At 68.6% G+C, this 24,976-nt stretch carries 20 protein-coding genes and 1 tRNA gene; 14 read left to right on the forward strand and 7 right to left on the reverse strand.

What is annotated here, in order from left to right; genetic code table 11:
* Positions 1 to 8 precede the first annotated feature (8 nt).
* From nadD to QFZ21_RS00975, 5 genes are all read left to right on the forward strand, one after another.
* Positions 9 to 614, forward strand: a complete 606-nt coding sequence (nadD, locus tag QFZ21_RS00955) for a nicotinate-nucleotide adenylyltransferase (protein ID WP_307373469.1) — start codon at positions 9 to 11, stop codon at positions 612 to 614.
* Positions 611 to 1,903, forward strand: coding sequence for a hypothetical protein (locus QFZ21_RS00960; protein WP_307373472.1), 1,293 nt, complete (start codon positions 611 to 613; stop codon positions 1,901 to 1,903). Before nadD ends, QFZ21_RS00960 begins: the two co-directional genes overlap by 4 nt.
* Complete coding sequence (rsfS, locus tag QFZ21_RS00965; RefSeq protein WP_307373474.1) at positions 1,903 to 2,283, forward strand: ribosome silencing factor; 381 nt, start codon at positions 1,903 to 1,905, stop codon at positions 2,281 to 2,283. Before QFZ21_RS00960 ends, rsfS begins: the two co-directional genes overlap by 1 nt.
* A gap of 1 nt (position 2,284) precedes the next feature.
* Positions 2,285 to 2,974: an SDR family oxidoreductase gene (locus QFZ21_RS00970; RefSeq protein ID WP_307373478.1), complete on the forward strand. Its 690-nt coding sequence runs from the start codon at positions 2,285 to 2,287 to the stop codon at positions 2,972 to 2,974.
* Between the two features lie 97 nt (positions 2,975 to 3,071).
* Positions 3,072 to 3,356, forward strand: coding sequence for a hypothetical protein (locus tag QFZ21_RS00975; protein ID WP_307373480.1), 285 nt, complete (start codon positions 3,072 to 3,074; stop codon positions 3,354 to 3,356).
* 76 nt (positions 3,357 to 3,432) lie between these two features.
* Here QFZ21_RS00975 and QFZ21_RS00980 read toward each other — a convergent pair whose 3' ends face one another.
* The 4 genes from QFZ21_RS00980 to QFZ21_RS00995 all read right to left on the reverse strand — a co-directional run bounded on the left by QFZ21_RS00980 (position 3,433) and on the right by QFZ21_RS00995 (position 10,839).
* Positions 3,433 to 3,615 (reverse strand): hypothetical protein, encoded by a 183-nt coding sequence (locus tag QFZ21_RS00980; RefSeq protein ID WP_307373481.1) that lies wholly within the window; start codon positions 3,613 to 3,615, stop codon positions 3,433 to 3,435.
* A 370-nt stretch (positions 3,616 to 3,985) separates the two neighbouring features.
* On the reverse strand, positions 3,986 to 6,604 hold the full coding sequence (locus QFZ21_RS00985; RefSeq protein WP_307373482.1) for a hypothetical protein: 2,619 nt from the start codon (positions 6,602 to 6,604) through the stop codon (positions 3,986 to 3,988).
* 34 nt (positions 6,605 to 6,638) lie between these two features.
* Positions 6,639 to 9,674 carry a toll/interleukin-1 receptor domain-containing protein gene (locus tag QFZ21_RS00990; protein WP_307373485.1) on the reverse strand — a complete coding sequence of 1,012 codons (3,036 nt, stop codon included), beginning with the start codon at positions 9,672 to 9,674 and terminating at the stop codon, positions 6,639 to 6,641.
* Positions 9,667 to 10,839 (reverse strand): hypothetical protein, encoded by a 1,173-nt coding sequence (locus QFZ21_RS00995; protein WP_307373487.1) that lies wholly within the window; start codon positions 10,837 to 10,839, stop codon positions 9,667 to 9,669. The genes QFZ21_RS00990 and QFZ21_RS00995 overlap by 8 nt, the downstream gene beginning before the upstream one ends.
* Positions 10,840 to 11,074: 235 nt before the next feature.
* Between QFZ21_RS00995 and QFZ21_RS01000 the strand changes: the two genes are divergently transcribed.
* Genes QFZ21_RS01000 through QFZ21_RS01015 form a run of 4 tightly spaced genes read left to right on the forward strand, consistent with a single transcriptional unit; the run spans position 11,075 to position 18,907 of the window.
* Positions 11,075 to 12,130: a PASTA domain-containing protein gene (locus QFZ21_RS01000; protein ID WP_307373490.1), complete on the forward strand. Its 1,056-nt coding sequence runs from the start codon at positions 11,075 to 11,077 to the stop codon at positions 12,128 to 12,130.
* Positions 12,127 to 14,511 carry a VWA domain-containing protein gene (locus QFZ21_RS01005; RefSeq protein ID WP_307373492.1) on the forward strand — a complete coding sequence of 795 codons (2,385 nt, stop codon included), beginning with the start codon at positions 12,127 to 12,129 and terminating at the stop codon, positions 14,509 to 14,511. The genes QFZ21_RS01000 and QFZ21_RS01005 overlap by 4 nt, the downstream gene beginning before the upstream one ends.
* A complete protein-coding gene (locus tag QFZ21_RS01010) occupies positions 14,508 to 16,790 on the forward strand; it encodes a hypothetical protein (RefSeq protein WP_307373495.1) in 2,283 nt (760 codons plus the stop codon). Before QFZ21_RS01005 ends, QFZ21_RS01010 begins: the two co-directional genes overlap by 4 nt.
* Complete coding sequence (locus tag QFZ21_RS01015; protein WP_307373497.1) at positions 16,787 to 18,907, forward strand: TIR domain-containing protein; 2,121 nt, start codon at positions 16,787 to 16,789, stop codon at positions 18,905 to 18,907. The genes QFZ21_RS01010 and QFZ21_RS01015 overlap by 4 nt, the downstream gene beginning before the upstream one ends.
* A gap of 248 nt (positions 18,908 to 19,155) precedes the next feature.
* Here QFZ21_RS01015 and QFZ21_RS01020 read toward each other — a convergent pair whose 3' ends face one another.
* Together QFZ21_RS01020 and QFZ21_RS01025 are read right to left on the reverse strand one after the other, a co-directional pair.
* Positions 19,156 to 19,386 (reverse strand): hypothetical protein, encoded by a 231-nt coding sequence (locus tag QFZ21_RS01020; RefSeq protein ID WP_307373500.1) that lies wholly within the window; start codon positions 19,384 to 19,386, stop codon positions 19,156 to 19,158.
* A 135-nt stretch (positions 19,387 to 19,521) separates the two neighbouring features.
* A tRNA-Ala gene (locus QFZ21_RS01025) sits at positions 19,522 to 19,594 on the reverse strand.
* Positions 19,595 to 19,731: 137 nt separating this feature from the next.
* Between QFZ21_RS01025 and QFZ21_RS01030 the strand changes: the two genes are divergently transcribed.
* The 5 genes from QFZ21_RS01030 (at position 19,732) to QFZ21_RS01050 (ending at position 24,099) form a co-directional block, all read left to right on the forward strand.
* Positions 19,732 to 20,802, forward strand: coding sequence for an NAD(P)-binding domain-containing protein (locus QFZ21_RS01030; protein ID WP_307373502.1), 1,071 nt, complete (start codon positions 19,732 to 19,734; stop codon positions 20,800 to 20,802).
* Between the two features lie 64 nt (positions 20,803 to 20,866).
* Positions 20,867 to 21,658 carry a hypothetical protein gene (locus tag QFZ21_RS01035; protein WP_307373505.1) on the forward strand — a complete coding sequence of 264 codons (792 nt, stop codon included), beginning with the start codon at positions 20,867 to 20,869 and terminating at the stop codon, positions 21,656 to 21,658.
* The gene (locus tag QFZ21_RS01040) at positions 21,655 to 22,182 is read left to right on the forward strand and encodes a DUF3592 domain-containing protein (protein ID WP_307373506.1); all 528 of its coding nucleotides are present in this window, start codon (positions 21,655 to 21,657) and stop codon (positions 22,180 to 22,182) included. The genes QFZ21_RS01035 and QFZ21_RS01040 overlap by 4 nt, the downstream gene beginning before the upstream one ends.
* A 29-nt stretch (positions 22,183 to 22,211) precedes the next feature.
* Positions 22,212 to 22,868, forward strand: a complete 657-nt coding sequence (locus QFZ21_RS01045) for an NAD(P)H-binding protein (protein ID WP_307373508.1) — start codon at positions 22,212 to 22,214, stop codon at positions 22,866 to 22,868.
* Positions 22,869 to 22,899: 31 nt separating this feature from the next.
* On the forward strand, positions 22,900 to 24,099 hold the full coding sequence (locus QFZ21_RS01050; RefSeq protein WP_307373510.1) for a glycoside hydrolase family 3 N-terminal domain-containing protein: 1,200 nt from the start codon (positions 22,900 to 22,902) through the stop codon (positions 24,097 to 24,099).
* A gap of 2 nt (positions 24,100 to 24,101) precedes the next feature.
* Here the strand turns inward: QFZ21_RS01050 and QFZ21_RS01055 are convergent, their stop codons facing one another.
* A complete protein-coding gene (locus QFZ21_RS01055) occupies positions 24,102 to 24,965 on the reverse strand; it encodes a 3-methyladenine DNA glycosylase (protein WP_307373512.1) in 864 nt (287 codons plus the stop codon).
* Between the last annotated feature and the right edge of the window lie 11 nt (positions 24,966 to 24,976).

Consider the following 24,976-nt stretch of genomic DNA (forward strand, 5'->3'; position numbering starts at 1 on the left):
GCGCCCTCATGAACACTGCTGCGACCACGCGCGCGCCGCGCATCGGCGTGATGGGCGGAACGTTCGACCCCATCCATCACGGCCACCTGGTCGCAGCGAGCGAGGTGGCGCACTCCTTCGACCTGGACGAGGTGGTCTTCGTCCCCACCGGTCACCCGTGGCAGAAGTCCGACGTCACGCCCAGCGAGCACCGCTACCTGATGACAGTGGTCGCCACCGCCTCCAACCCGCAGTTCACGGTCAGCCGCGTCGACATCAACCGTGAGGGCCCGACCTACACGATCGACACTCTCCGTGATCTGAAGACCGAGCGGCCGGATGCGGAGCTGTTCTTCATCACCGGAGCGGATGCCGTAGCGCAAATTCTCAGTTGGAGGGACCATGATGAGTTGTGGGAGTTGGCCCACTTCGTCGCGGTCTCTCGCCCAGGACACGTTCTGAGCACCGATGGCCTCCCGAGCGACAATGTCAGCCAGCTGGAGGTGCCGGCGCTGTCGATCTCGTCGACCGTGTGCCGTGAACGCGTTCGCGACGATCAGCCGGTCTGGTACCTCGTTCCCGACGGCGTCGTCCAGTACATCGCGAAGCATCATCTGTATCGGAGCAAGGCATGAGTACATCGGATCAGAACGAGCACGGTCCGCTGACGCGCAAGCAGCTGCGTGAGATCCGACTGACGGGTTCCACGCCCGTGATCACGCCGGAAGACGCCGCAGCCGCCGCCGCAGCGCCACCCGTACCCCCGGCGCCTCCCGTGCCCCCGGCACCTCCCGTGCCGAGCGCCGCCGAGCCGATCGACCCGGGTCCCGCGACGACCGCCGATGACGCCGCTGACTCCCACGGCCCGCTGACTCGCCGTCAGGTCCGCGAGCAGGAGCGAGCCAGGACCGGCTCGGTCGCGGTCACCGGAGCCGATGGTGCGGATGCTGAGGCAGAGACTTCCGCTGCTGACGCAGGCGCAGAGGTAGAGGCAGACGAGCCCGCCGCGCTGGTCGCCGAGCTCGTCGAAGAACCTCAGGTCGAAGAGCAGGCCGAAGAGCAGGCCGAAGAGTCTGAGCCCGTCGAACAGCCCGAGCCGGTAGCGAGCTCCGACGAGCCGGCCCCGGCCATCGTCTCGGGCGTCCCTGATTTCGCACGCCCCACTCCGACCGACACCGCGGGAGACGACGACGACCTCGACGATGAGATCGTCATCGAACCTCTCAGCGCTTCGGGTTCGGCACCGGTCGATGATGCTCCGGTGGTCGTTGCCGACGAGTCCGCCGAGCGGACGGAGCGGGACGACGTCGCCGCTGTCCTGGGGCTGCCCGGCGAGAGTGAGTCTTCTGCCGCCGAGACCGACGATGTCCTGGCTGACGTCGACGACTCCGACGACACCGACGAGGTCGAAGACGCCCGTCCGACCGTCAACTCCGCGTTCGGCGAGGGCGTCCTGACGGACGCGCCCGAGGTGCACACTCCGTTCCGTCCGTCGTTCGACGAGCTGCTCACGGTCGGAGACTCCACCGGGTCGCAGCATTCCGCGCCGAATGCTCTGATCTTCACGCCGTCACCCGGCGACGGATCCCTCTCGGGTCCCGTCGCCTCCACCGGTGAGATCCTGGTCACGGGTTCCTACGAGCTGCCCCAGGGCATGGGCTCGCAGGGTCACGCCCACGGCACCACCGATGGCAAAGACATCGATGCCGTCCTTATCGACGGAGAGCTGCCCCCGGCATCCTCTCCGACGCCGATCGCCGCCAGCGCAGCGGTCAGCACCATCAAGCCCGCCGGCGAAGTCATCCGCCCGCCGGCGCCCGAGAAGGGCAGCAGGCTCACCCTCGTCCTCACCATCATCGTCGGGGGTCTGGCTCTCGCTCTGGCGGTCGCTCTGGTCGTCGCCATATCTACGAATGTGTTCTGATGCAATCACCTGAAACTGCCGAAGAGATGCTGCGTCTCGCAGCACAAGCCGCCGTCGACAAGGGCGGTGAGGATCTGGTCGCGCTCAACGTGTCCGAGCCGCTGCCGCTCGTCGACATCTTCCTGCTCGTCACCGGAAACAGCGAGCGGAATGTCGCCGCGATCGCGGACGAGATCGAGGACCGGCTGCATGAGGCGGGTCACAAGCGCGTGCGCCGCGAGGGTCGTGCAGAGTCCCGCTGGGTGCTGCTCGACTTCGGCGACCTGATCGTGCACGTCTTCCACCAGGAGGAGCGCGTCTACTACGGCCTCGAGCGTCTCTGGAAGGACTGCCCGGTCGTTCCGATCGACGTCGCCGAGCCGGCCGCAGATCGTCCCTGACGTGCCGACGCACCTGATCACCGGGGCCGGTTCGGGCATCGGCGCGGTCCTCGCGCGACGCCTGCTGGATCGCGGTGACCAGGTGATCGCGCTCGCTCGCGACGCCGGTCGCGCCCGCGAGATCGCCGCGGAGCTCCCGGGCGCGTCCACACTCGTCGCCGATCTCGCGACGCCGGGCCGGGTCTCCTGGGCTCTGTCGAAGCAGCACCTTCCGGAGCGCATCGACTCTCTGGTGCACGCGGCGGGTGTGGTCGACCTCGGGACGGTGGCCGACCTGGCGCCCTCCCTGTGGGAGCAGCAGCTCGCCGTGAACCTCATCTCTCCGGCGGAGCTGACACGACTGCTCCTCCCGGTGTTGCGCGTGTCTCGCGGACAGGTGGTGTTCGTCAATTCCGGCGCAGGCCTGCACGCTCACGCGGGGTGGTCGGCGTATGCCGCGTCGAAGCACGGCCTGAAGGCTCTGGCTGATGCCCTTCGTTCGGAGGAGGCCGAGCACGGCGTCCGCGTGACGTCGATCTTCCCGGGTCGCACCGCCACTCCCATGCAGGAGCGGGTACATCAGCAGGAAGGGGTCGAGTACGACCCCGAGCGGTTCATCAGCCCGGATGCTGTCGCGACGACGATCCTCACCGCTCTCGATCTGCCGCGCGACGCGCACCTCACGGATCTCACGGTGCGCCCCGGTCGCTGAGCCCGGAATGCACCACCCGCGGAATCTGTCAAGCGTCTTACTGCCGTTCGGTACGCCCTGCACACTCTCATCAGAGAGAGTCCTGGAGGGGCAACCGATGTCAGAAGTGCCGGAACCGCGTTATGTGATGAATCGCCTCACCTCATCGGAGTGGATCATCAACGATCTGCGGTACCCGTCGAACGATCCGCGACACGTGGTCGCCTGCGTCTACGACGTCGAAGAGACCGAGGTCGAGGTGACGTGGCTGCGTCAGCTTCCGCTGGCGATCCGCTACGGCTCTGCCTTCGACGCTCTTGCCGACCTCGAGCGACTCCATCACTCCGTCCGCTCGACGCGGCCGATCTCGATCCCGTCCCGTCGCCCGCTGCTCGCGACCTGATCGTTCGCGGACAACGGCGCCCGCAACGAGAAACGCACCTCCCGATCATCGGGGGGTGCGTTTCCTTGAGTGCGGCTCAGAGAGCGTCGTTCTCGTCGACGTCAGCGTCGGCTGCCACGCGATCCGCCTCTGCGCTGTCGACCAGCGCGTCGTCGATGTCGGTGTCGACCACCTGCTCTCCGTCGACGTCCTTCGTCGGTACGCCCTCGGGGTTGTCATCGTCCGGGAACGGGACGACAGGAGGAATCGGGTTCGACATGTTCGCATCCTTTCGATCAGTGGAGCTGGATGCCGCAACCGTACGACCGCATCGCTCCCGCGGAGAGCGGGTTGACCGGAGTGGGGGAGCGCGCTAGACGAAGAAAGCCCCCGGACGAATCCGGGGGCTTCTCTGGTGGACCTGAGGGGACTCGAACCCCTGACCCCCTGACTTCGGTTGGAGTGTCCCGGGCTCCCGTTTCATCCCTCTGATGCCCTCGTTGACGGGGCTTGGGGCGGCGGGTTGGGAGGAGGCGCCCGCGCGGGCGTTGACGCAGGTCAGCTCGCACCAGCGGGCGGACCCGCCGCGCAGCGCGGCAGCGCGGGGGCATGAGGCGCGCACTGCGGGGCGGTGAGGAGTCGGGAAGCCGTCAGCGGGTCGCTTCGCCGACCAACCGGTACGACGCACGGAAGCGGGAGTGCGGAACGGGCCATCGATTGCCCCGGTCATCGGTGATGACCCAGTCCCCCGCGCGCGCTAGGGAGGCGCCTTCCAGGGATGCGACGGATTCCACCTCGAGCGTGCGTCGTGCACGGACCGTTCCGGAACGACGGAACCGGCCGTCTCCGAGCGAGGCGTAGATGAGCGGGAACTCGGCCTCTGCGACCGTGCGCAGGCTCCCGTCGGCTTCGGTCACCTGCCAGTCGCCGGCACCTCCCTTCAGCTCGCTGCCCGCATCGGACGTCCATGAGACCGGCTCGGTCAGCTGCACCGCTGAGACGACCCCGTCGCGCGCGTACCGCCGTCCATCCGTACGCGCAGGGATGATCCCCCGCGCCGCGAGGTTCGTCAGGACGATCTCGACCTGACGCCTGTTCCAGGCCTGGAGGGAATCCCTGGCCGCACCATCAGCCCGAGTCGACACGGCCCTGACCTTCGCACCCCGCTGGTTGAGCGGGATTCCCGTCTCCCAATCGCGGATGCTGTCGTTCCGGCGCTCGGCATCCTCGCGAATGAGGCGCGTGTTCCGCGCCTCCGCTGTCTCGTCGTGAGGCGGCACCTCGACCGCACCGCTCCACCCGTTCTGCAGTCGGAGCGCGACCCATCGCTCGTGTTCCCGCTCCGCCAGGAGACCGACCTCGGACGCGCTCAGCACTGCACCCCGGGTGCCGTCGTAAGGGACCCATACGAGTCCTGTGGCCAGCTCGGGCAAGCCGGTGAGCAGATGTCGGAGCTGTCGCACGTTGTCCTCGCGGATGAACTCGGGGAGGCGCTCGTCCTGCTCGTCCCACGGGTCACCCCAGGCGCGTCTGGTCGGACGCGGGTCCTGGCCTCGGGCGGCCACGTACATCTCGTGTTGGTGACGCGCGAGACCGGCCCAGCTGTCCTCCGGCGGATAGCGCCGTACTTCGGCTTCCTCCGTGACGATCGTCGAATGCAGGACCGGACCGAATCGGATCACCGCACCTCGCGGATGGGGACCTGCGGCTGACACGAATCCGTCCACGCCACGCACACGCTCATCGGCGAGGAAGAAGCGCGTGCGGGGAAAGAGCTGCGCCAGGCGCAGGGTCGAGGTGACCGCATCGGCACCCGTGACGATCACCGCCGCATCCGCCGACTGCGACAGGAGCTCGTCGGCAGCGGCCTCCCAGTCGTCGCCGCTGCTGATGACCGCAGGGCGCAGAAGATGAGCCGTGACCCCCGCGCTCGCATCCCACTCCTTGAGCATCCGATCCGCATGCGCATCGATAAGGACGACCCGGGGTGCCCCCGATGCGTCGCTCGCCGCTTCCGCGCCTCGCGCCCCCGCCACTTCCATCGCTGACCACGTGTTCCAGGCGAGCCGTTCCAGAAGCGCGCGTCCGAGGCCGGTGTCCCCCTGGATCAGGATGACCGGTGGATGCAGTTCGTCGACGGCGCGAAGCAGTTCGTCCGCGAGGACCTCGGATTCGGAGAGCGCATCGACGAACCAGCGCCGATCGGCGACGTGCGTGACGCGGAACTCCTGTGCCTCGCGTGAGTCGTCCAGCAGCAGCGTGATCCGCGGTACTCGACGATCGCTCAGCGAGAAGTCCGTCGTCGCCAATACGTCCTCCGCCGCGCGCAGGACGCGTCGGTTCACCTGAGCCCGGTCGGCGACCACGTACATGCGGTGCAAACTGGGGTGGTCCCGACGTCCGGCGCGAGAGAACGAGAACGCTCTATAGGTCAGAGCAAGTCGCAGCGCTTCGGGGCGGGTGGCATTGCCGATCAGCACGATCGCGCCCAGTTCGGTGGCTTCGGCGACGAGGGGGTCGGATGCATCGTCGTGGAGCGCCACGACGAGGGGTCTGCGCCGCGGTGCCGAGCGCCAGCGCGGATCGAGATCGAGCGGCTCCTGCAGCAGGGCCTGGACGAGCGGGAGCGAGCGACTCGTGAGCCCCACGACGAGGTCGACGTACTTGGCGCGACGGACGACGAGCCTGTTCCACGGCTCCCGCGACGCCGCGATGAGGACCAGCGCAGCACCAGTGAAGGTGGTCGCGATCGCGGCGAAGCGGGCGACCTCGAGTGACAGGGGGAGAACACCCGCGCACTGGCCGATCGCGTCGGGGCCGACGGCCGACGTCTCCAGCGCGCCGACGAAGAGCATGAGCGTCCAGGTGATCGGAGAGAAGAACGCCTGCTCGCCGTCAGTGCAGGGCCCGAACGACGCATAACCCAGGACAGCGGCGACGGCGGCGAGCCCGATGATCACGACGAGCGGAGCAGGTGCGAGGCTCTGCGTGGGTGTGCGTCGAAGGGCAGCACGATTGGGCGCCCACCAGCCGACGAACGTCAGCGCCCACATGGCGAAGAGCGCGCAGGTGAACCACCCGTTGCCGGCAGCGGGGAGGAACCACGGCGCGCCCGGATCGAGGCTCCACGCCGGGCGGAGGACGCCGACCGCCGCGACCCAAAGTGTCAGGGCGACTGTCGGAGGCAGTAGGAGCACCCACCACACCCGCACGGGTCCACGGGCCGCCACTACAGCGGTGTCGGAGGCTGGCGATCGTCGATCCGTCATGATACCGATTCCGTTCCTGCGGGCGTCGAAGCGGTCACGATGCGCAGATCCCGATCAGATGGATCTCGCACAGGGCGTCGTGGAGGCGCTCCCGAGAAATCGGGACGGTGAGCGTGCCGTCGTCACCGCCGTCCATGTCCACGGTGACGATCGCGAGCCCGTCGTAGGTCGTCGTCGAGAGGGAGGACACCTGCGTGTAGACGTCGATCGCATCCGAGACCAGCGTGCGCGCGGTGCCCGCGTCGATGATCTCGAACCGACCGCTGTCCGAGTTCATGGCCAGAAGCAGACCGTCATCCGTGAGGAAGGCGAACCGATCCGCTCCGCCGAACTCCGACCGCAGCGTCGGTTGCTCCGTCCACCCCGTGTCGTCGTGCCGGGCTGTCGCCGTGCTGCCCGTGCCCGTCTGGTACGCGAGCCACGATCCGTCCGCCGACCAGGCAGCTGCGAGCTCCGGCGATCCCACGGCGAACGACGTGGTCACCGGGCGTCCGGATCCGTTCCATGACGTCCTGATCGCTTCTCCGTCGGCGCTGCGATAGGTGATCCATCCGGATTCCCCGTCGATGACGTACCCGCTGATCTGCGCGGGGTCAATGCCCTTCCAGGGGTCGCCGGAGGTGCAGTCGACGGAAGAACCGTCGATGAAGGATCCGACCACATGCGGGGCGTCCGCCACACGGGCGTCCTCAGAGAAGCCCGCACCCGGCACGAAGGCGATGGCCGCGGCGCCGTCGCATGAGGCCAGGGCGACGACCTCGTCCGGGGTGACGAGCTGTGTCTGCGCGGTGCCGGCCTCGTAATCGTGCACACGGACCACGAGTCCGCTGGCGTCGGGCGCGTGAGCAGCGGACTCCGCGTTCTCAAGACTCCGGCGGGCGATGGGGCGTCCCTGGTCGATGAACACCACGCCGCCGGACTCGAGCGCGACGGCGCGGCCGCTCTCCCCTGCATAGGTCGTCGATGTCTGTTCGGTGATCCATCGCCACGGTGCGGCCAGCGTGTCCGCGGTGTACACCTCGATCGGCGCGTCTCCATCGAGGATGACCGCGGACTGCCCTCCGACTACGATCCGCCCGCCTTCTGTGGAGCCGAGTGCCACGACATCCTGGCCGTGCCACGCCAAGGCAGGAGCTGTCTCCACCAGGGTGCAGCCGGCGGCGAGCGCGCCGCTGTCCCAGGTCTGCATGGGAACGACCTCGAATCCGTCCTTCGTGACGACGAGATACCCGGTCGCCCGCGCGGGAAGGATCGCGAGTCCGGTATCTGACGCGCAGGCCCCCTGCACAGGCTCCGCACCGTACTGACCGGGGTAGTCGAGTTCACGACTGACCAGCGTGGACCAGCCGTTCTCATGCTGGACCCACCCGTCCGGGGGCGCATAGCCGCTCTCTATGCTCACGAGCGTCGCCGTGCTGGCGAACACCGTCAGATATGTGGTCGACGTCAGCCGCACGACCGTGGGCTGGTACTGGTTCCCCGACACGGACGACGGCGCGGTGGGAACGGCCATATCGCGGGCGGGCACTCCGACTGTCCCTGCGAGGTCGATGGTCATCACTTCGCCCGTGTACCCATCGTCGTTGGTGATCGCCGCGATGTCCCAGACCTCCGGAGCGGTCGTCACTGGTGCGAGGATGAACCCGTCGCCATCAGGGCGCACGAAAATCCAGCTCGAGCGGTCTTCGTCGGCGAGTAGGAACGAGCCGTGCTCGTCGACGTCCACCACCGTCATGCCCTCGGTTCCGGCAAGCGGAACGGAGACGTCGCGTGACCGGTCATGGATCACCGGCGAACCAGAGCTGGGTTGCAGGTAGATCAGGTCTCCGGATGCCGTCGCCGACAGGGCTCCGTCCGTATCGCTGAGAACCGAGGCGGCCCCCTTCGCATCGACGAACAGGACCAGCTCCCTCCACCCGGACGCGCTCGCGCTCGTCTGCTGAACGACGACTCCGTCACTCCGTCGGAGCAGGATGCTGCACCAGAGGGCACCGGAGTCACCGTCCTCCGCCGGGCTCACAGCATGCACGGCAAGCTCGGCGGCTCCGGCGTCGAAGACGACAGGAACCCCGCCGATGCACGCGACACCGGCGCCCCTGCTGAGCAGATGCACGGCATCGACGGTTCCGCCCACACGGCCGGAGGAGCGGATCTCCCCGCTGTCGAGATCGTAGACGCGCAGTGTCGGGTCGGCGGCGTCGTCCCAGATCACGAAGGATCGGTCGCCGACGACGGCCCCTGCCGGCACCATGCCGTCAGGGTCGATGCTGTGGATCAGGTGTCGAGCGGATGCTGCGGCATAGAGCATCGCCCCACGCAGGCTGGCCGAGTCGGAGCGATCCGCGGCGCGCAACGCGAACTCCGCGGCTGTCACAGGCGACCGCTCGCCGATCAGGATGGTCTGCGCGGCATCGGCTTCCGACTGCGCCAGGGCCGCGGCCTCCTGAGCAGCGCGCAGGTTGATCAGAGACCAGACGCCCGCGACGGCGGCGGCGACGAGGAGCACGGCCATCGTCGCGGCGATGGCGACGACAGTGCGCTGCCGTCGACGCTGCAGCGCCGCCTCCTCGAGCAGCAACGACTCGATGGGGATGTCCCGGATCGCGGCGAAGATCGGCGCGACGGCGGTCCGCTCCAGTCGGCGTTGCGCCGCCCCCAGGTCGATCCACTTCTGCTCGGAACGGAAGGCGCTCCGCAATGCCGGTGGAAGCTGTTCCGGGTGGATGAAACCGTCGTCCCAGGTGAGGTCGATGTCGTCGAGGCGGATCAGGAAGAGCCGATCGGGGGCCCCGCCGTTGGCCAGCCAGTGCGAAATCTCCTGATCCACCCAGCGTGACTCGACGGTGTCCTTCGCGAGCAGCACGATGAGGGAGTGGCTCCGGTCGAGGGCGGCGAGGATCTCCCCGTCGAGGTCGCCTGGTCGCAACGACGACTGATCGAGGAAGACGTCGAAGCTGTCCTCATTCCTCCTCGCCCGGCCTAGCCCTTCCAGAGCGGTCTTGATCGCACGCGCCTGTGCCATTGCCGTGGAGCGGTACGAGATGAAGGCATCGTAGAGCTGCTCAGCCATCGCAGTCGCTCCCGGTCGGCGCGTGGAGGATGCGGGCGATGCCCTTCAGCGGCTCGCTTCCCAGGCTGATGGCATCCGTCAGTTCCCACAGCGGTCCGACAGGGCTGGACAGCACGGCATCGCATCCCTCTCCGATCGCCCCCCAGGTGTGAGTCGTGACGGGAGAGGTGTCGGTCACGCCCGTCTCGGCGTCGATGCTGCCACGCAAGGACGTCCGCTTGAACTCGCACTGCTCACCCTCGTCGTGCTCGATCGTGACGTCCACGACGTAGCGCCCGCCATCCCACCATCCAGCCGTGACGACCATCTGCTCGTCCTCTGCGCCGGTCGTCACGGGGTCCGTATCGACGATCTCGCCCGCGCGATTGTCGACGATCACGACGTCTTCGCCGTGGTAGCACGCTCCCCACGTCGTGCCCTGCTGCACCGCGCTGAAGCGGCCGTCCGAGGAGACATCCACCGGCCCGACGCCGTTGTGACCGAGGATCTCCGTGTCCCGGGTCAGAGTGCCGTCCTGCTCGTAAAAACCCAGACTCCAGGGGCCGTAGAGCCGACCATTACCCGCCTCACCGCCTCTGGCCGATATCGCCGAGACCAGCACGAGACCGTCCACGCTCGCCTCGACCGTCGGGAAGCGCATCTTCGGCATCAGAGACGGCTCGAAGCGGGAGCGGACGAATGAGGCGTTCACGCGGCCGACCTCCGCGAGACCCTCGTCGAAGGTGACCAGGTCGAAGTCGATGCCGGGGGTGAACGACTGTTGAGCGGTGACCAGACCCGCCTCGGTCGCGGTCAGACCGTGACAGCCCGCGCACGTCGCAGACAAGCTCACCTCTCCATCGGAGAGGACGATCAGCGCATCTCCTGCGAGTACGGCGAGGCGTCCGCCGTCCAGAGGCGCCACCCTGGCGCCATCGCCAGCGATCGGTTCGTCGTCTATTACGGGCGTCGTCAGCGCTCCGTCCGCGTGGATCGTGACGAGTCGGTAGTCGGTGTCGAGCGCCAGCGCATAGTGGGACGCCTCGCTCACCACCGACGGTTGAGGCGTCGCGTCCGCGGTGCAACCGGTCAGCAGGGACACGGATGCGGCGATCAAGACGACGAGACCCGTCGTGCGCGTCCACGACGGGATCGCTCGATGCGCGGTGGTCGAGCCGTCTCCCATGCCCGAACTCTACTGGTGAGGGATCGCGCTCACGCAACAATGTCGGTCGCCGCACCCGGCGGACGACGTCGCGCTCTCGGTGTCGACGGCAGCCCCGCGGGACGTCCGATCGATGGACGCCGTAACGGATGAAGATTTCCTGCGACTCCCGCTCGTCATACTGCAACAATGGCGCGATGAGCCCGATATGTCGGGTGCGGATCGTGTCTGCGGACACACCATCGCAGGGGAGCACATGGACGCTGGGGAGCGGGACGTTTCGGGAGCTGGTGGGGGATCCGCCGCGGCGAACGCGGGAGCGGCGGAGACGGCGGATGCCGGGACCCCTGAGCGGCGGACCGCCCCGCGGCGTCGCCTTATCGTGATAGCCGGCGCACTCGCCGCGCTCGCGCTGGTCGTGGGCGGTACGGCAGGGGGATGGCATCTGGCCAACCGCACGCTCATCGCCTCGGCGTCGACGGGCGAGGAGTCGTCAGAGCCGGCGCCTGTGGTCGACCGCGTCGATTCGATCGTGATGCCTGAGGTGCGCGGGATGTCCCGTGCGGACGCCGAACAGGTCATCGCGGACGCGGGTCTCGTCGCGACGGTCTCGTTCACGGATACCCCCTCGGCATTGCCGGAGGGGATCGTCGTCGTGCAGGAGCCCCTCTCGGGGGCCGCGGATCCGACGACGATCGTGCTGGGGATATCCGTCCCCGCCGTGATGCCCGACCTCATCGGTCAGGAGCGGGACACCGCACTCGACACGCTTTCGGACCTTGCCGTGGCCGGAGAGGTCGTCTTCGCCTACGATCCCGACGCCGATTCCGGCCATGTGATCTCGTTGGCGCCCGCACCGGGAACCGCGCTGGGCGGCACCGCCACCGTAACGGTCGCCGCCAGGGGCGCCGAGCTCGACCTGCTCGAAGTCAGCGCGGACAGGGACCGATGCTCCACCCGGTCTGGTCTCCTCCTCGCCGGTGTCGAACACAGCCAGGCGATGACCTGCGACGTCGCCCGTGGAGGATCGGTCGCCTGGTTGCTCGAGGGTCGGGCCGACCGAATCACGGCCGCACTCGGCCTCACGGACGACTCGTCACCTCAGGCCTCCGCGCACGTGCGTGTATTCGCCGACGGGGTCGCGATCCTCGATCGGGAGGTGCGCTTCGGTGCGGCCGTGCCCCTGGACGCGCGGATCTCCGGAGTCCTCCAACTGCGGATCGAGGTCACCGGCACAGGCGACGCATCGTTCGCGATCGCACAGCCGGTGCTCGTGGGCGTGGACGTCGCGATCGCCGAGCTCGCCCGATGAACGGCAGGAAGCTCGGCGTCCTGATTGCCGCGACTCTGGTCGTCGCCTCGCTGCTGACCTCGTCGGTGTCCTCGTCCGCTGCCGCCGTCGAGCACGCGGTAGCCGCGCGCACCGGCGCTGCAGGCGGAGTCGCACCGGCAGCCCTGCCGAACGAAGGACGAGCCGCTCCGATCGTCGTGCTTATGGACACCTCCGGTTCCATGGACGATGACGACGGTTCAGGACTGAAGAAGCTGGTCGGCGCCGAGCGTGCCGTGACGCACATCGTCGAGACCCTCGGTTCGTCCACCGTGTTCGGCTTCGCGACCTACCCCGGAGACCGATCCTGCGACGGCGTGCGCTGGGTGATCGAGGCGTCGGAGACCGGCCTCCTCGACCCGGATTCCGCCGTGAGCCGGGTGAGGGAGCAGAAGGCCGACGGCGGCACGCCCACGGGCCCCGCGCTGCAGGCGGTGGCCGACCGGCTCCGCGAGCAGGGGTACTGGAAAGCGACCATCGTCCTCGTGTCCGACGGTCTCAGCACCTGCGGAACACCGCCGTGCGAGGTCGCCACGGCGCTCGTCGCCGACGGTTTCGACGTCACCGTTCCGACCGTCGGCTTCCGCACCTCCGACGAAGGAGCTGCGGAGTTGTCCTGCGTCGCCGAGGCAACAGGAGCGAAGTCCTATCAAGCGGGGGATAGCGAAGAACTGGACGACACTCTCGCGGCGATCGTTCAATCGAGGGTGTCGCTGGACGTGCAGTTCGATCCGAATCCGCTCGCCGGCGGGTCGCTGACGATCGCCGCGAGCGTGCAGCACGTCGGCGGCCGCGCGGCCGCCGACGTGCGGATGACTCTCGTCTTCGGCGAGGCCGACGACGAGCGCCGCGCCGGAATCCCTCCCCAGGTCTCGCTGGGGACCCTCGCGGACGGCAACAGTGGCTCCTACACCTGGACCGTGGGCGCCGGCGTGCGCGGAGAGACTCGAACCGTGCCGTTCACTGTCCGAGTCTGGGGGACGAACCTGGCCGTCACGGAGTTCACCGGCGAGTACACCACCCGGCCGCCGTTCGGGAAGGGTGCGGATCTGGGCGCCGTGCTGAGCGGCGTCGACGCGAAGCATCCGCTTGTCGTCTTCGGGGACTCGTACTCCTCCGGCGAGGGCACCGGCTCGTACCTCGACGTCCCGGCCGGCATCTCACCGAAGTGCCATCGCAGCGCCTCGACGACGATGGGCGCAGTGGTGGATGCGTCCGCGCTCGTGGTCCTGGCCTGTTCCGGTGCAGTGATGACGGATCTGACCCAGCCGAGCGAGCGCGCGGATAGGTCGCAGCTGGGACAGTTCGACAGGCTCGGGATCGTCCCCGGTGCGGCGATCCTCACCTTCGGGGGGAACGACATCGGTTTCGCCGCCGTGGTGACCCGCTGCCTCCTGATCAGCTGCGACGATCAGGGCATGCTCGACACCAAGGCCGGTGAAGTCGCCGACCTGCAAGCCGGCCTCGAGCTCGCGTATCAGGCGGCCTGGGCGCGGGTGAACACTCCCGCACTCGTGAAGGCACGCGACGGAGCCTACGCACCGGTCGTCGTGCTGCCCTATCCGAAGATCCTGCACCGAGCCGAGTACGGGGCCTGCTACCAGTTCAGCCACGGCGAGGTGATCGTCGCCGAGACCCTGGGCAGAGAACTCGGCGCTGTCGCCGATCGAGCCGTGCGAGCAGTCCAGAGCAGAGGGTTCGAGGTCTACTTCGCCGCACCCGTGATCGATGCGGTGCGGCCCGATCATACGCTCTGCGAAGCGGGTGACGAGGCCTTCATCAACGGACTGATTCCGCCGGGGAAATCGGAGTCGGTGCATCCGAAGGCCAGCGGGTACGAGGCGATGACCGACGCGCTCATCGGCTGGTCCCGCGCAACGGAGCGGATCGTCCCCGACGTGGCGGCGTCGGAAGTCGAAAGGCTCATCAGCATCCCGGAGGTGCGTCGTCCCGGCCCCCCGACTCCGGTCGTGGACGGAGCACTGCTCGTTCCCGGTCAACGCATCCGCGTCGACGGCAGCTTCGAGCCGAACAGTCCGGTCACGGTGGTGCTGAACTCGGATCCACGGGTGCTCGGCACGATGATCGTGGATGCCGACGGAACCGCGTCCGGCGATGTGGGGATCCCGCTCGACGCGCAGCTCGGTGCGCACCGGATCCACGTCTCGGGGTTCACCACCGACGGCGAGTTCGTCGCACGCTGGTACGACGTCTCCGTGATCGCGGAGACACAGCTGTGGGTGCACGCCGCCACCGTGAGCAGCGGGGTGGCGATCCTCGCCGCTGGCGTCCTGTTCGTCGTGGCACGACGACGACATCGACTGGAGCACCCGTCCTCCGTGGAAGAGAAGGTACGACCATGACGCCGACCGACGGATCGAGCGCGCGTCCGCGGGTGCACATCGTTGATTCCGTGGACACGTCCGAGGCGTCGGACGAGATCATCCGGCAGCTCGACGCACTCGGCGTCGACGCGTCCGCGCCGCTGCCCACGACGCCGGGAGAGGTGCGTGCGATCGTCGTGTTGCTCTCGGACAGAGCTCTCCAGGATCCGGTGTGGATGCGACGCGTCGAGGCCCTTCGCGACGAGCGCCTCGTCCCCGTCAGCGTCGGAGTCTCGGAGCACGGCGTGCCCGACTTCCTGAGGGAGCTCAACTGGGTGTTCTACCGCTCCCAGGACCAGGAGTTCGTCGCGCGACTCTTCACCGGCATCAACACCGACATCGGACGCTTCCGCAGCGATCGGGACACGCGCGCACTCGCGGAACGCTGGCTGGCCTCTGACCGCAACCCGGATCTCCTCGTCGACGACATCCGCGAGGTGAAGAGGAGGACGGAGGACGCCGGGCTCACGGCCGAGCGGGCGCGGTCAGAGTCATCCGTCTCGGCCCAGTTCCTCGCCGCGTCGCGCGCACTCGCCGTGCGCACGCGCATCGTCAGGATCTGGAGGGCTACTTATCGCAGTGCGATCGCGATCGCCGCCGTCGCCGCCGTCGTGTTCACGGTCGACTCCGTGCAGCAGGCGATCCACCGATCGAACAACTCGGTGTCGTTCGCGGTGGGAGACCCGGCGGCCGGCGTGCGCCCGGACATCGCCGCCTTCAAAGCAGGTGCCTCGCTCGCGGATGCCGGGGATTTCGACGGCGCTGACGGCAGATTCCGCATCGCCGTAGATGCCCTCAGTCGCCACTGGCCGCTCGGGTATCTGTCCGTCGGGGAATGGGCGATCGCCGCGATACGATTCGAGGCGGACGGCTCACTCGTCGCCCTCGATCAGGGCGGAACGGTCTGGCGGTGGACCTCTGCACTCGAGGCCAGGAACGCCCTCGAGACCGATGCATCCGTCATCCGAGGGGGTGACATCGCAGACGCCGACGTCGTTGTCGGGACCGACGGCTCGCGGATCGTGACGATCGACTCCGCGGGAACCTCGACGGTGGTCGCCGAGTTCGATGACATCGCGGATCTCCGCGTGGCGACATCGAGCAGCCGGATCCTCGTCTCTGCCGGTGGGCACCTGCACATCGTGCCTCTCGACGCAGGGACGGGACAGCAGGCCGAGGACCTCGGCGTCCGGGGCACCGTCATCGACATGGCGCAGACGACGGACGGCGGGGTGGTGGCGCTCGTCGAGCAGGATGGCGTCCTCCATCTCGTCGGTGATGACGGCTCGTCCACCCCGGTCGGTCCGTCGCCGGGCCCGATCACCAGCGGATCGCTCGCCGCAGATGGTTCGCGCTTCGCCCTCGATGTCGAGGGCACGATCTGGACATCGATTCAGGCGTCCGCTCCGGTGTCCAGCGGCATCCGCATCCCCGGAGTCCTCATCGAGATGCAGATGTCGAACGATGGGCTCGTCTTCGTCTCGGATCGCACGCGCGGCACGTGGGTCGCCGACCCCGAACTGGGTATCGATCTCGGCAGCATCTGCATCGGTCTGTCGGGGATCACGGAGATCGCGATCGAGCCGGGCGGAGACCGCGTGCTCTGCGTGCAGGGAACGCGCATGCTGCTCGACTCGCTGGACGGCATCCGGCCGGCGGATCGCGGCGTCGCCGTCGCGGAGCCGGCGCATTCGGCGGCGTCGTCCGGCGCCGTGGAGTCGGTGTCCATCCGGGACGGCCTCGTTGTCATCGATCGGGCGGACGCGCGTCCGTTCGCTCTGGACACGGCCGGAGTGTCGTTCGATCCCGCATACGTCCGACCCGAGTGGGTGGATGATGTCGAGTTCTTCGCCACCGGTGCTCTGATCGGAGCGCGCGGCACACCGACGTCGGTCGCGGTATCGGAGGACGGCGGCACCTTCGCCATCGGCTTCGTGGGCGGAACCCTGATCGAAGTCGATGTCGACGCGGAGGGCCACATGGCGCGCGTGGGATCCTGGCAGTTCCCCGATCATGTGCCGGTGAACTCCATCTCGTGGTCGGACGACGAGACCTCGATCTCCGCGACGAGTACAGAGGGCGTGCGCTGGGAACGGGCGTCGTGTGCCGGGTGCTGGTCGGAGGGGACGCTGAACGAGCGCATCGTCTCGCGGGCCTGGCTGTGCTACGAGGCAGCGGACATCGACCAACTCGGCGAGGCAGCGAAGGAGCTGTTCCGCCTCAGGGACTGCGAATCGAGATGGGGTGCGGGATCGTGAACGACTTCTTCATCTCTTATGCGCGCGAGGACGGCGAGTTCGCGCGAGCTCTCGTCGAGAGGCTCACGCGGCTTGGATGGACCGTGTGGATCGACGAGAAGGACATCCCCCCGTCGGTACCGTGGATGACCGAGATCCAGCGTGCGATTGGGGAGTCGATGCTGGTCATCGCGGTGGAGTCAGAGCACTGGCTCTCCTCGGATGCCTGTCGCATCGAGGTCGAGCTCGCCGCGCAGTCAGGCAGCGAGATCGTGCGACTCGTGCCCGAGCCCGCGGCCCTCGAGGATGCCGTCTCCCTTGTCGTGAGCGAACGGCGAGCGCTGCCCGAGGCGAGAGGCCTCGCTCTGATGGCGTCGACCGCGGCGACGATCTGGCGCGACTCCGGGCGCCGTCGATCCCTGCTCCTGCGCGGTCGTCCGCTCCGGGTCATGCGCAGGGCGCGCTCCGGTCATCCGGACGAGTTCTCGCTCCCCGCGACGGCGTTCCTGCGCGCGTCCGGTCAGGCGGCGGCCAGGCGCCTCTTCGCCACCATCGTTCTCGCGCTCGTCGCTCCCGTGCTCGCCCTCGGCATCGCCGTCAGCATCGCGGTCGCTGGCAAGGTCGATGAGCGGGTCGCGACTCAGGTCGCGGCCGCCACCGAGGCGGCGCAACGCAGTACCTACGCCGCCTGGAACATCTATTCGGGCATCGAGAGGATGCCGACGTCGATCGAATCCACCACCGCCTACCGACAGCTGTTCACCTTCCTGGCCGCGCGTACGCCGATCGCCTGGGACGGCGTCGTTCTCGAGACCTCGGGCTCGACCACGGCGACGAGCGCCGACGGTGGGTCGTCCGTGAGCGCACAGGGCGCGCGAGTGATGGTGACGGAGGCGGACGGACAGACGACGATCCTGCTCGCCTCGGCTCCCGTCACCGCCGTCGCGTGGAGCCCCGATTCGCAGTGGCTCGCCGTCGCGACCGCGACCGGCGCCGAGGTGATCTCGGTCCGCACGGGTGCGGTCATCGCCCTGCGCGGTGGCGCGGGCGCCGCGGATGCAGTGCGATGGCAGGATGCCTCGCACGTACAGGTGAGCGGGTCGACGGGCACGGGGACCTGGCGGGTGTTCGATGGGACGCCCGTCGCCGATCTTCCTGGCGTCCGCTACGGCGCCGAGTCGGACGGGCAGCTGTTCACTGTGGACTCAAGCGGCACGCTGTCGCGCACGGATCCGGTATCCGGAGAGGTTGCGACGCTGCCCGGTGACAGCGCAGAGCAGACGCCGACGGGAATGGATGCGGCCGCTGGCACGGTGGTCGTGGCGTTCGGCGGGGCGGAGCCATTTCTCAGAGTGCTGACCGATCGCGGTGCGAAAAGCCGCGACATCCCCATTGCAGGCTGTTCACCGATGGCGATCTCGTTGTCTCCCGGTGCGGATGCCGCATACCTCGCCTGCACGGTCCAGGAGACCAACCTGTCGCGGGTCGATCTCAGCAGCGGCGCGGTGACCTCGGCGCCGATGCAGCGGCAGATGGCATACGGGGTGCGTGCTCTCGACGACGGGGTGCTCTGGGGTGGCTACTTCGGAGCGGTCATGGAGTCGTCGAACGATCTGTCTCCGCGCAGGCTGACGGCACAGGAGACGGCGGCAGGCGCGTGTGGCACGCCGGTGCGGAAGTTCGTCGGCGCAGCGGACGGCTCTGAGCTCTTTCCCATCGGCGATGGGACGGGTGGCTTCGGATGCGCGGCAAAGATCGAGTTCGGCGAGTCTTTCGAGTCGCATCTGCTGATCTTCGAGACAGGAGACGGGAATGCGGCCCCGGATGCGGCGGTCAGCCCCGACGGCTCGCTCGTCGCCTATGGACTCGCGGACGGACGGGTGCGCGTGTTCACGACGGATCAGCTGGAGCCGGTCTACTTCGCGCAGGTCATGCCCGATTCGGTCCGGTCGATCTCGTTCTCGGCGGGTGGTGACCAACTGGTCGTGGCAGGCATCGGCGGGCAGGTGGTCTCCATAGCGCTCGACTTCACGTCCGCGGAGGACGCCAGGGAGTCGCTCATCGAGGATGCGCGCACTCGGCTGCAGAACGCGATCGACTGGGGGATCTACCTCTCGACGATGGATCAGTCTGAGTGACCGCCTACGGGGTGCGGCCGGCAGGGCGAGGACGGCGAGCGTCTTGGTGCGTCCAGTCGCGGACGTGTGAGACAGCCCGCCGTCGCGACGGCGGAAGCGAACACGCACCTCCGAGCTTCGTGACCTGATGGACGACGCTCATGCGGCAGGCGGCGACGTGGGACGCGTGGCCCCGGTCTACGGCATCCACCAGGCGCTGTGCCGGCAGGAACAGCTCCGCGAGAACCCGAAGTACGCCTGAAAGCACATCATCGGCGCTTGGCACTCATGGTCTGGGGAAACCGATTCTGCGCCATGCCGAGATAGACCTCGCCGACGCGCCCGTGATTCGCCATGCCCACGTTGAAGAGCACGGAGACAGCGGCCTCCGAAGAACGCACGTAGAATCGACCGAGGCTGAGAGCCTCGCGCACACAAACAACCAGTTGAGAACCGGGCGTATCCGCTGCGTCGGGAACGCCCTTGGTTCCCTGAGACATCCCCTCATATGCCGCGAGACCCGGCGCGGAGACTGTGACGACGAATGAGGGCACAACGACGAAAATTGCCCGTATTCTGGGCACGCGATTGATTCCCAAACGCGAAAAAACCCGCGATCTCTCGCGGGTTCATCGTGGACCTGAGGGGACTCGAACCCCTGACCCCCTGCATGCCATGCAGGTGCGCTACCAGCTGCGCCACAGGCCCAGACGCTGCCCCCGAACAGCTCGGAGCAACTTGAAAAGAGTACTACACGATTCGGCGGCAGCACCAATCGGGGAGCGGACCCCGGGCGCGTCGCCGCATCGCGGAACAACGGCCCCGGCCCGGGTGTTCGATCCATCGTGGACATCCTCGACAGCCTCGTGATCGGTGCAGGGCAGGCCGGTCTCTCGGCATCGTTCCATCTGACGCGGCTGGGGATATCGCACGTCGTCCTGGACTCCGACGCTCGACCGGGCGGCGCGTGGCAGCACCGCTGGGATGCACTGACGATGCGGGATGTGCATGGTGTCGCCGAGCTGCCGGACGACACGGCTCCTCCGCGTGACGAACAGCGCGCGAATGTCGCGGTTCCCGCTTACTTCGCCGCGTACGAGCGCGCGCACGACCTTCCGGTGATCCGGCCCGTGCAGGTCGATCGTGTGGAGGATCGGAACGGCCTTCTCGCGGTGCGTGCGCACGAGCGGGAATGGACGACGCGCACACTCGTGAACGCGACCGGCACGTGGAGCCATCCTTTCCTTCCGCACTACCCCGGTATGGAGACGTTCCTCGGGGAGCAGCTGCACACCGTGGACTACCCGGGACCCGCGCACTTCATCGGCAAACGCGTCCTGGTGGTCGGCGGCGGGGCATCCGCGGTGCAGTTCCTCGGCGCCCTCGCACCGATCACCGAGACGCTCTGGGTCACCCGCCGCGAGCCGGTGTGGCGGACGGACGACTTCTCGCCGGAGGCCGGCGCCGCGGCGGTCGCGCTCGTCGAACAGCGAGTGGCCGCCGGTCTTCCTCCCCAGAGCGTCGTCAGCGTCACCGGGCTCATGCTCCGGCCGCAGGAGCAGCAGGCGGAGCGGCTCGGTGCGTATGCCGACCGCCGTCCGATGTTCACGAGGATCGAGCCCGACGGGGTGCGCTGGGCCGACGGATCGTTCGAACGCGTCGATGTCATCCTCTGGGCGACGGGCTTCCGGCCCGCGATCTCGCATCTCGCACCGCTGCAGCTGCGCAGCGCCGCCGGAGGGATCCAGCTCGACCGCCACGGCCGCGGCACCACGGCCGTGGCCGACCCGCGTGTGCAGCTGGTCGGCTACGGCCCCTCTGCGAGCACCATCGGAGCCAACCGGGCCGGACGATCGGCGGCGAAGGGCGTGCAGCGTGCGTTGAGCGGCGTGCGCGCTTCCGCGAGCCCCAGCTGAGACCGGGCTGCCGGGGCGAAACCTGTGTTCGGTAGGCGATACCCCCGCTCGCTACGCTGTGCTCATGCTCCGCATCGTCATGGCCGTCGTCTGGCTGCTGCTCTCGGCCTGGCTCCTCATCTGGACCGGTGAGGGACTCTTCGGCGTGAACCAGCGCCAGTCGATCCTGCCGTTCTCGGGCGAGGACACCCTGGGCGGCCCGATCTTCATCGGTGTCGCCTGGGGACTGCTGCTGACCTTCGGCGGGATGTTCGTGGGGCTCGGTCGCCGCAGGGTGCCGCGCGGCGACGAGCAGATCGGAGTCGGCACGATCGTCGAGATCTCGCGCACCGGCCTGACTGTGAACGACGTGCCGCAGTACGACATCTTCGTACGCGTCACCCCGATCGCCGGCGACGACTTCATCGGGCAGCTGCGGATGCTGGTCGACGCCAGTGACTTCGCCGCGCTGCAGGTCGGAGCGCCGATGCCTGTCCGCTACAGCCTGACCGATCAGGACACGGTCGAGCTCGCCGATCCGACTGAGCCGGCTGTCCGCGACGCCCTGATGCAGTGGCGGATCGACCGCGGGCTCATCGACCCGCGCCAGGTGCGGGCGAGGATGACCGGCACGCAGGTCCCGGCATCCGTCCTCGAGGTCCGCCCGACCGGACGGCGCAAGGAGGGGCAGAGCGAGCTCGCCCTGCGCGTGCTGATGGCTCCGGAGGGGGCGCCCACCTGGGAGGCGGACACCACCGTCTTCGTCTATCCGCAGGCGATCTCCCATCTGCAGGTCGGCGCACCGATCTGGGCGTTCTACCGCCGGGAGGACCCGCAGACGGTCGCCGTGACGATCGAGAAGGAGGCCGGGCGATGAACCCCCTGGACACCCTCATCTGGCTGCTGAACTTCCCCGTCTCGCACGGCTATGCGATGGTCTTCATCGCGGGATTCTCGATCCTCGGCCTGTTCGCGATGTCGGCGCGGGGAGCAGTGCCCGGCGGTGAACTCCGCGCGATCCGCGAGCGGGAGGGGCTGCTGCGCCCCGAGGAGCGTTCGCGCGGGCAGCTGGGGGGCAGCGTTCGTCGCATCGTCTTCCGGGTGCTCGCCTTCGTGATGCTGGGGTGCCTCGTGCTCGGCATCCTCAGCCTGAGCGGTGTACCCGTCACCCGCGCCTACATCTACGACAACGGCCGCCCGACGACGGCGACGATGGAGGGCGACTGGGTGACGTTCACCACGGCGGACGGCGTCGAGTACACGCTCGAGAGCAACTTCTTCACGCCGGCGGTGTACCCGGATCGCGACGCCTATCTGCCCGGCGGCGCGCCGGTCGTGGTGCGCTATCTGCCCTCTCACCCGCAGGCGTTCGTGATCGACAGCGCGCAGACCCCGCGCTGACGTCCGCCACGGCGCGTAGGGTGAAGAGCATGTCGCGCATCATCGTGTTCGGCGGCCACGGCCGCATCGCCCTGCTTCTCGCCCCGCTCCTCGCCGCTCGCGGAGACGAGGTCACCGGAGTCATCCGCAACCCCGATCACACCGCCGAGGTCGAGGCGGGCGGCGCCAAGGCCCTGGTGGCCGACGTCGAGCATCTCGACGTCGATGCCCTCGCCGAGATCATCCGTGGGCACGACGCCGTCGTGTGGTCCGCCGGTGCCGGCGGCGGGTCCGCGGAGCGCACCTACGCCGTCGACCGCGATGCGGCGGAGCGGACGATGGATGCGGCGCAAGCCGCGGGCGTGCGCCGCTACGTCATGGTCTCGTGGCTCGGCTCGACTGCCGACCACGGGGTGCCGGAGGACGACTCGTTCTTCGCATACGCCGACGCCAAGTGGGCGGCCGACGAGCACCTGCGCGGCACCGACCTGGAGGGCACGATCCTCGCCCCGGGAACCCTCACGTTCGATGAGCCCACCGGCCGCATCCAGATCGATCCGGACGGCCGCGGTGCCGTCGCTCGCGCCGATGTCGCGGCAGTGATCGCCGAAGCCCTCGCGCAGCCGTGCACGATCGGGCGGACGATCCGCTTCGGCAACGGCAGCGCGGATTCCGCGGTCACGGTCGCCGACGCGCTCGCCTGCTGAGCGCGCCGACCTCGATCCCCGGAGCACCGAGATGCCGCGTCGACGCAGCTGGGCAGCCGTCGTGCTGTTCGCCGTGGCGGGAGCGGTGTGCGCAGCGCCGAGTGCCGCGGCGATGACTGCGGGGTCGGCTGACCACGCGACGGCAGCAGAAGAGACGGCTGTCGCATCAGCGGACTCCCTGGGCGACCACGCGGCATCCCTCGTTGCCTCGATGACGGTGGAAGAGCAGGCGGCGACCGTCGTCATGGGACACATCGGCGGCACCGACCCCGCGGCGTTGCGGTCGTACATGGCCGCAGGCTTCGGTGGCTTCATCTTGATGGGGGCGAACATCCCCGATTCCGAGGCCGCCCTCCAGAACGTCACGGCCGCCCTCACGACCGACGCCGCGCTGCCGCCGCTGATCGCGGTGGACCAGGAGGGCGGCATCGTGTCGCGCCTGAACGGCGACGACTATCCTGCGTCGACCACGCTGAAGGAGCGCCCGGTCGCCGACACGACGGCAGCGTTCGCCGCACGCGGTTCCCTGGTCGCGCGCTCCGGCATCACGGTGAACTTCGGCACCGTCGCCGATGTCACCGACGACGCAGGCTCGTTCATCTACGGACGTGCTCTCGGCACGGACCCGCAGAGCGCCGCCGAGCGGGTGGCCGCAGCGACGACGGCGCAGGAGCCGTTCGTCGCCTCGACCCTCAAGCACTTCCCTGGACACGGTGCCGCGCCCGGCGACTCGCACCGTGCCATCCCCGACTCCTCGATGAGCCTGAAGGAGTGGCGGTCGACCGAGGCGAAGCCGTTCGCCGCCGGCATCGATGCGGGTGCCTCGTTGCTGATGTTCGGACACCTGGCATACACCGCAGTCGACAGCGCTCCGGCATCCCTCTCACCGGCCTGGCACGAGATCGCCAGAGACGAACTCGGCTTCGACGGCGTCATCGTGACCGACGACCTCGGCATGCTGCTGTCGTCGGGTGACCCGGCCTACGCCGATCCGGTCGCGAACGGGGTGGCCGCCTTGGCGGCCGGCTCCGACCTCCTCCTGGTGATCGCGGGGTCCGACGCCGGTACAGCGGGGCGGATGACCGCCGGCATCGCCGCCGCCGTCGACTCGGGGGCCCTCTCGGCGGAGAGGCTCGAAGAAGCCGCCATCCGTGTGGTGACCCTGCGACTGCGTCTCTCTGCCGCGACGACGCAGTGGACGCAGTGCCCTGACTGCGACCCGGCGGACTGAGGTCAGACGCCGGCGAGCACGTGCTCGCCCTGCCACGCGTCCAGCAGTGCCGACCGGAGAGCGGCACCCCGCTCCGCGAAGCCCCGCTGCCGACGCACGTACTCGCTCTTACCGTCGGCGGTCTCGATCGGAACCGGGACGACGCCCCAGGCGGCGAGGTCGTAGGGAGCGGCCTGCATGTCGAGCAGACGGATGTCGCGGGCAAGCTCGAACGCATCGAGCAGCAGCTCGCCGGGGATGAGCGGTCCGAGCTTCATAGCCCACTTGTACAGGTCCATGCCCGCGTGCAGGCACCCCGGCTGCTCGAACAGCGGCTGCTCGTCGCGGGTCAGCGTCTCGCGGTTGCGCGGCACAGCATCGGGCGTGAAGAAGCGGAACGCGTCGAAGTGGGTGCAGCGCAGGTCATGCCCCTCCACGACGGCGTCCGTGCCGGCCTGCCCGAGGCGGAGCGGAACCGGATGCCGGTGCTCATCGGCGCGGTAGACCATCGCCCACTCGTGCAACCCGAAACACCCGAACTGCCCGGGGCGCGAGGCCGTGCGGCGCAGCATCCGCTCGACGAGACCCGCGAGCTCCGACTTCTCGCTCGCGAACGCGGCGGCGTCCGGCACCACGGTACCGTCGGTCGAGCCGGGGGAGTACCAGCGCCAGGAGAGGCGTTCCGGCGCGTCCTCGAGCTCGATGCCCGCCCCGGGGTGCCAGCGGCGCAACTGCGCGGGCTTGTAGGCGTAGTAGGTGAACAGGAAGTCCCAGACGGGATGCTTCTCGGCGCGCGTCGCGCGTTCGCGATGCTCGGCCGTGAGCGCGTCGGCGCGTGCGTGATGTTCCCGCTCGCGGGTCGTCCACTGCTCGCGTGTCAGCATCATGTCCGTGTCCT

The organism is Microbacterium sp. W4I20 (assembly GCF_030816505.1).
Classification (GTDB): Bacteria; Actinomycetota; Actinomycetes; order Actinomycetales; family Microbacteriaceae; genus Microbacterium.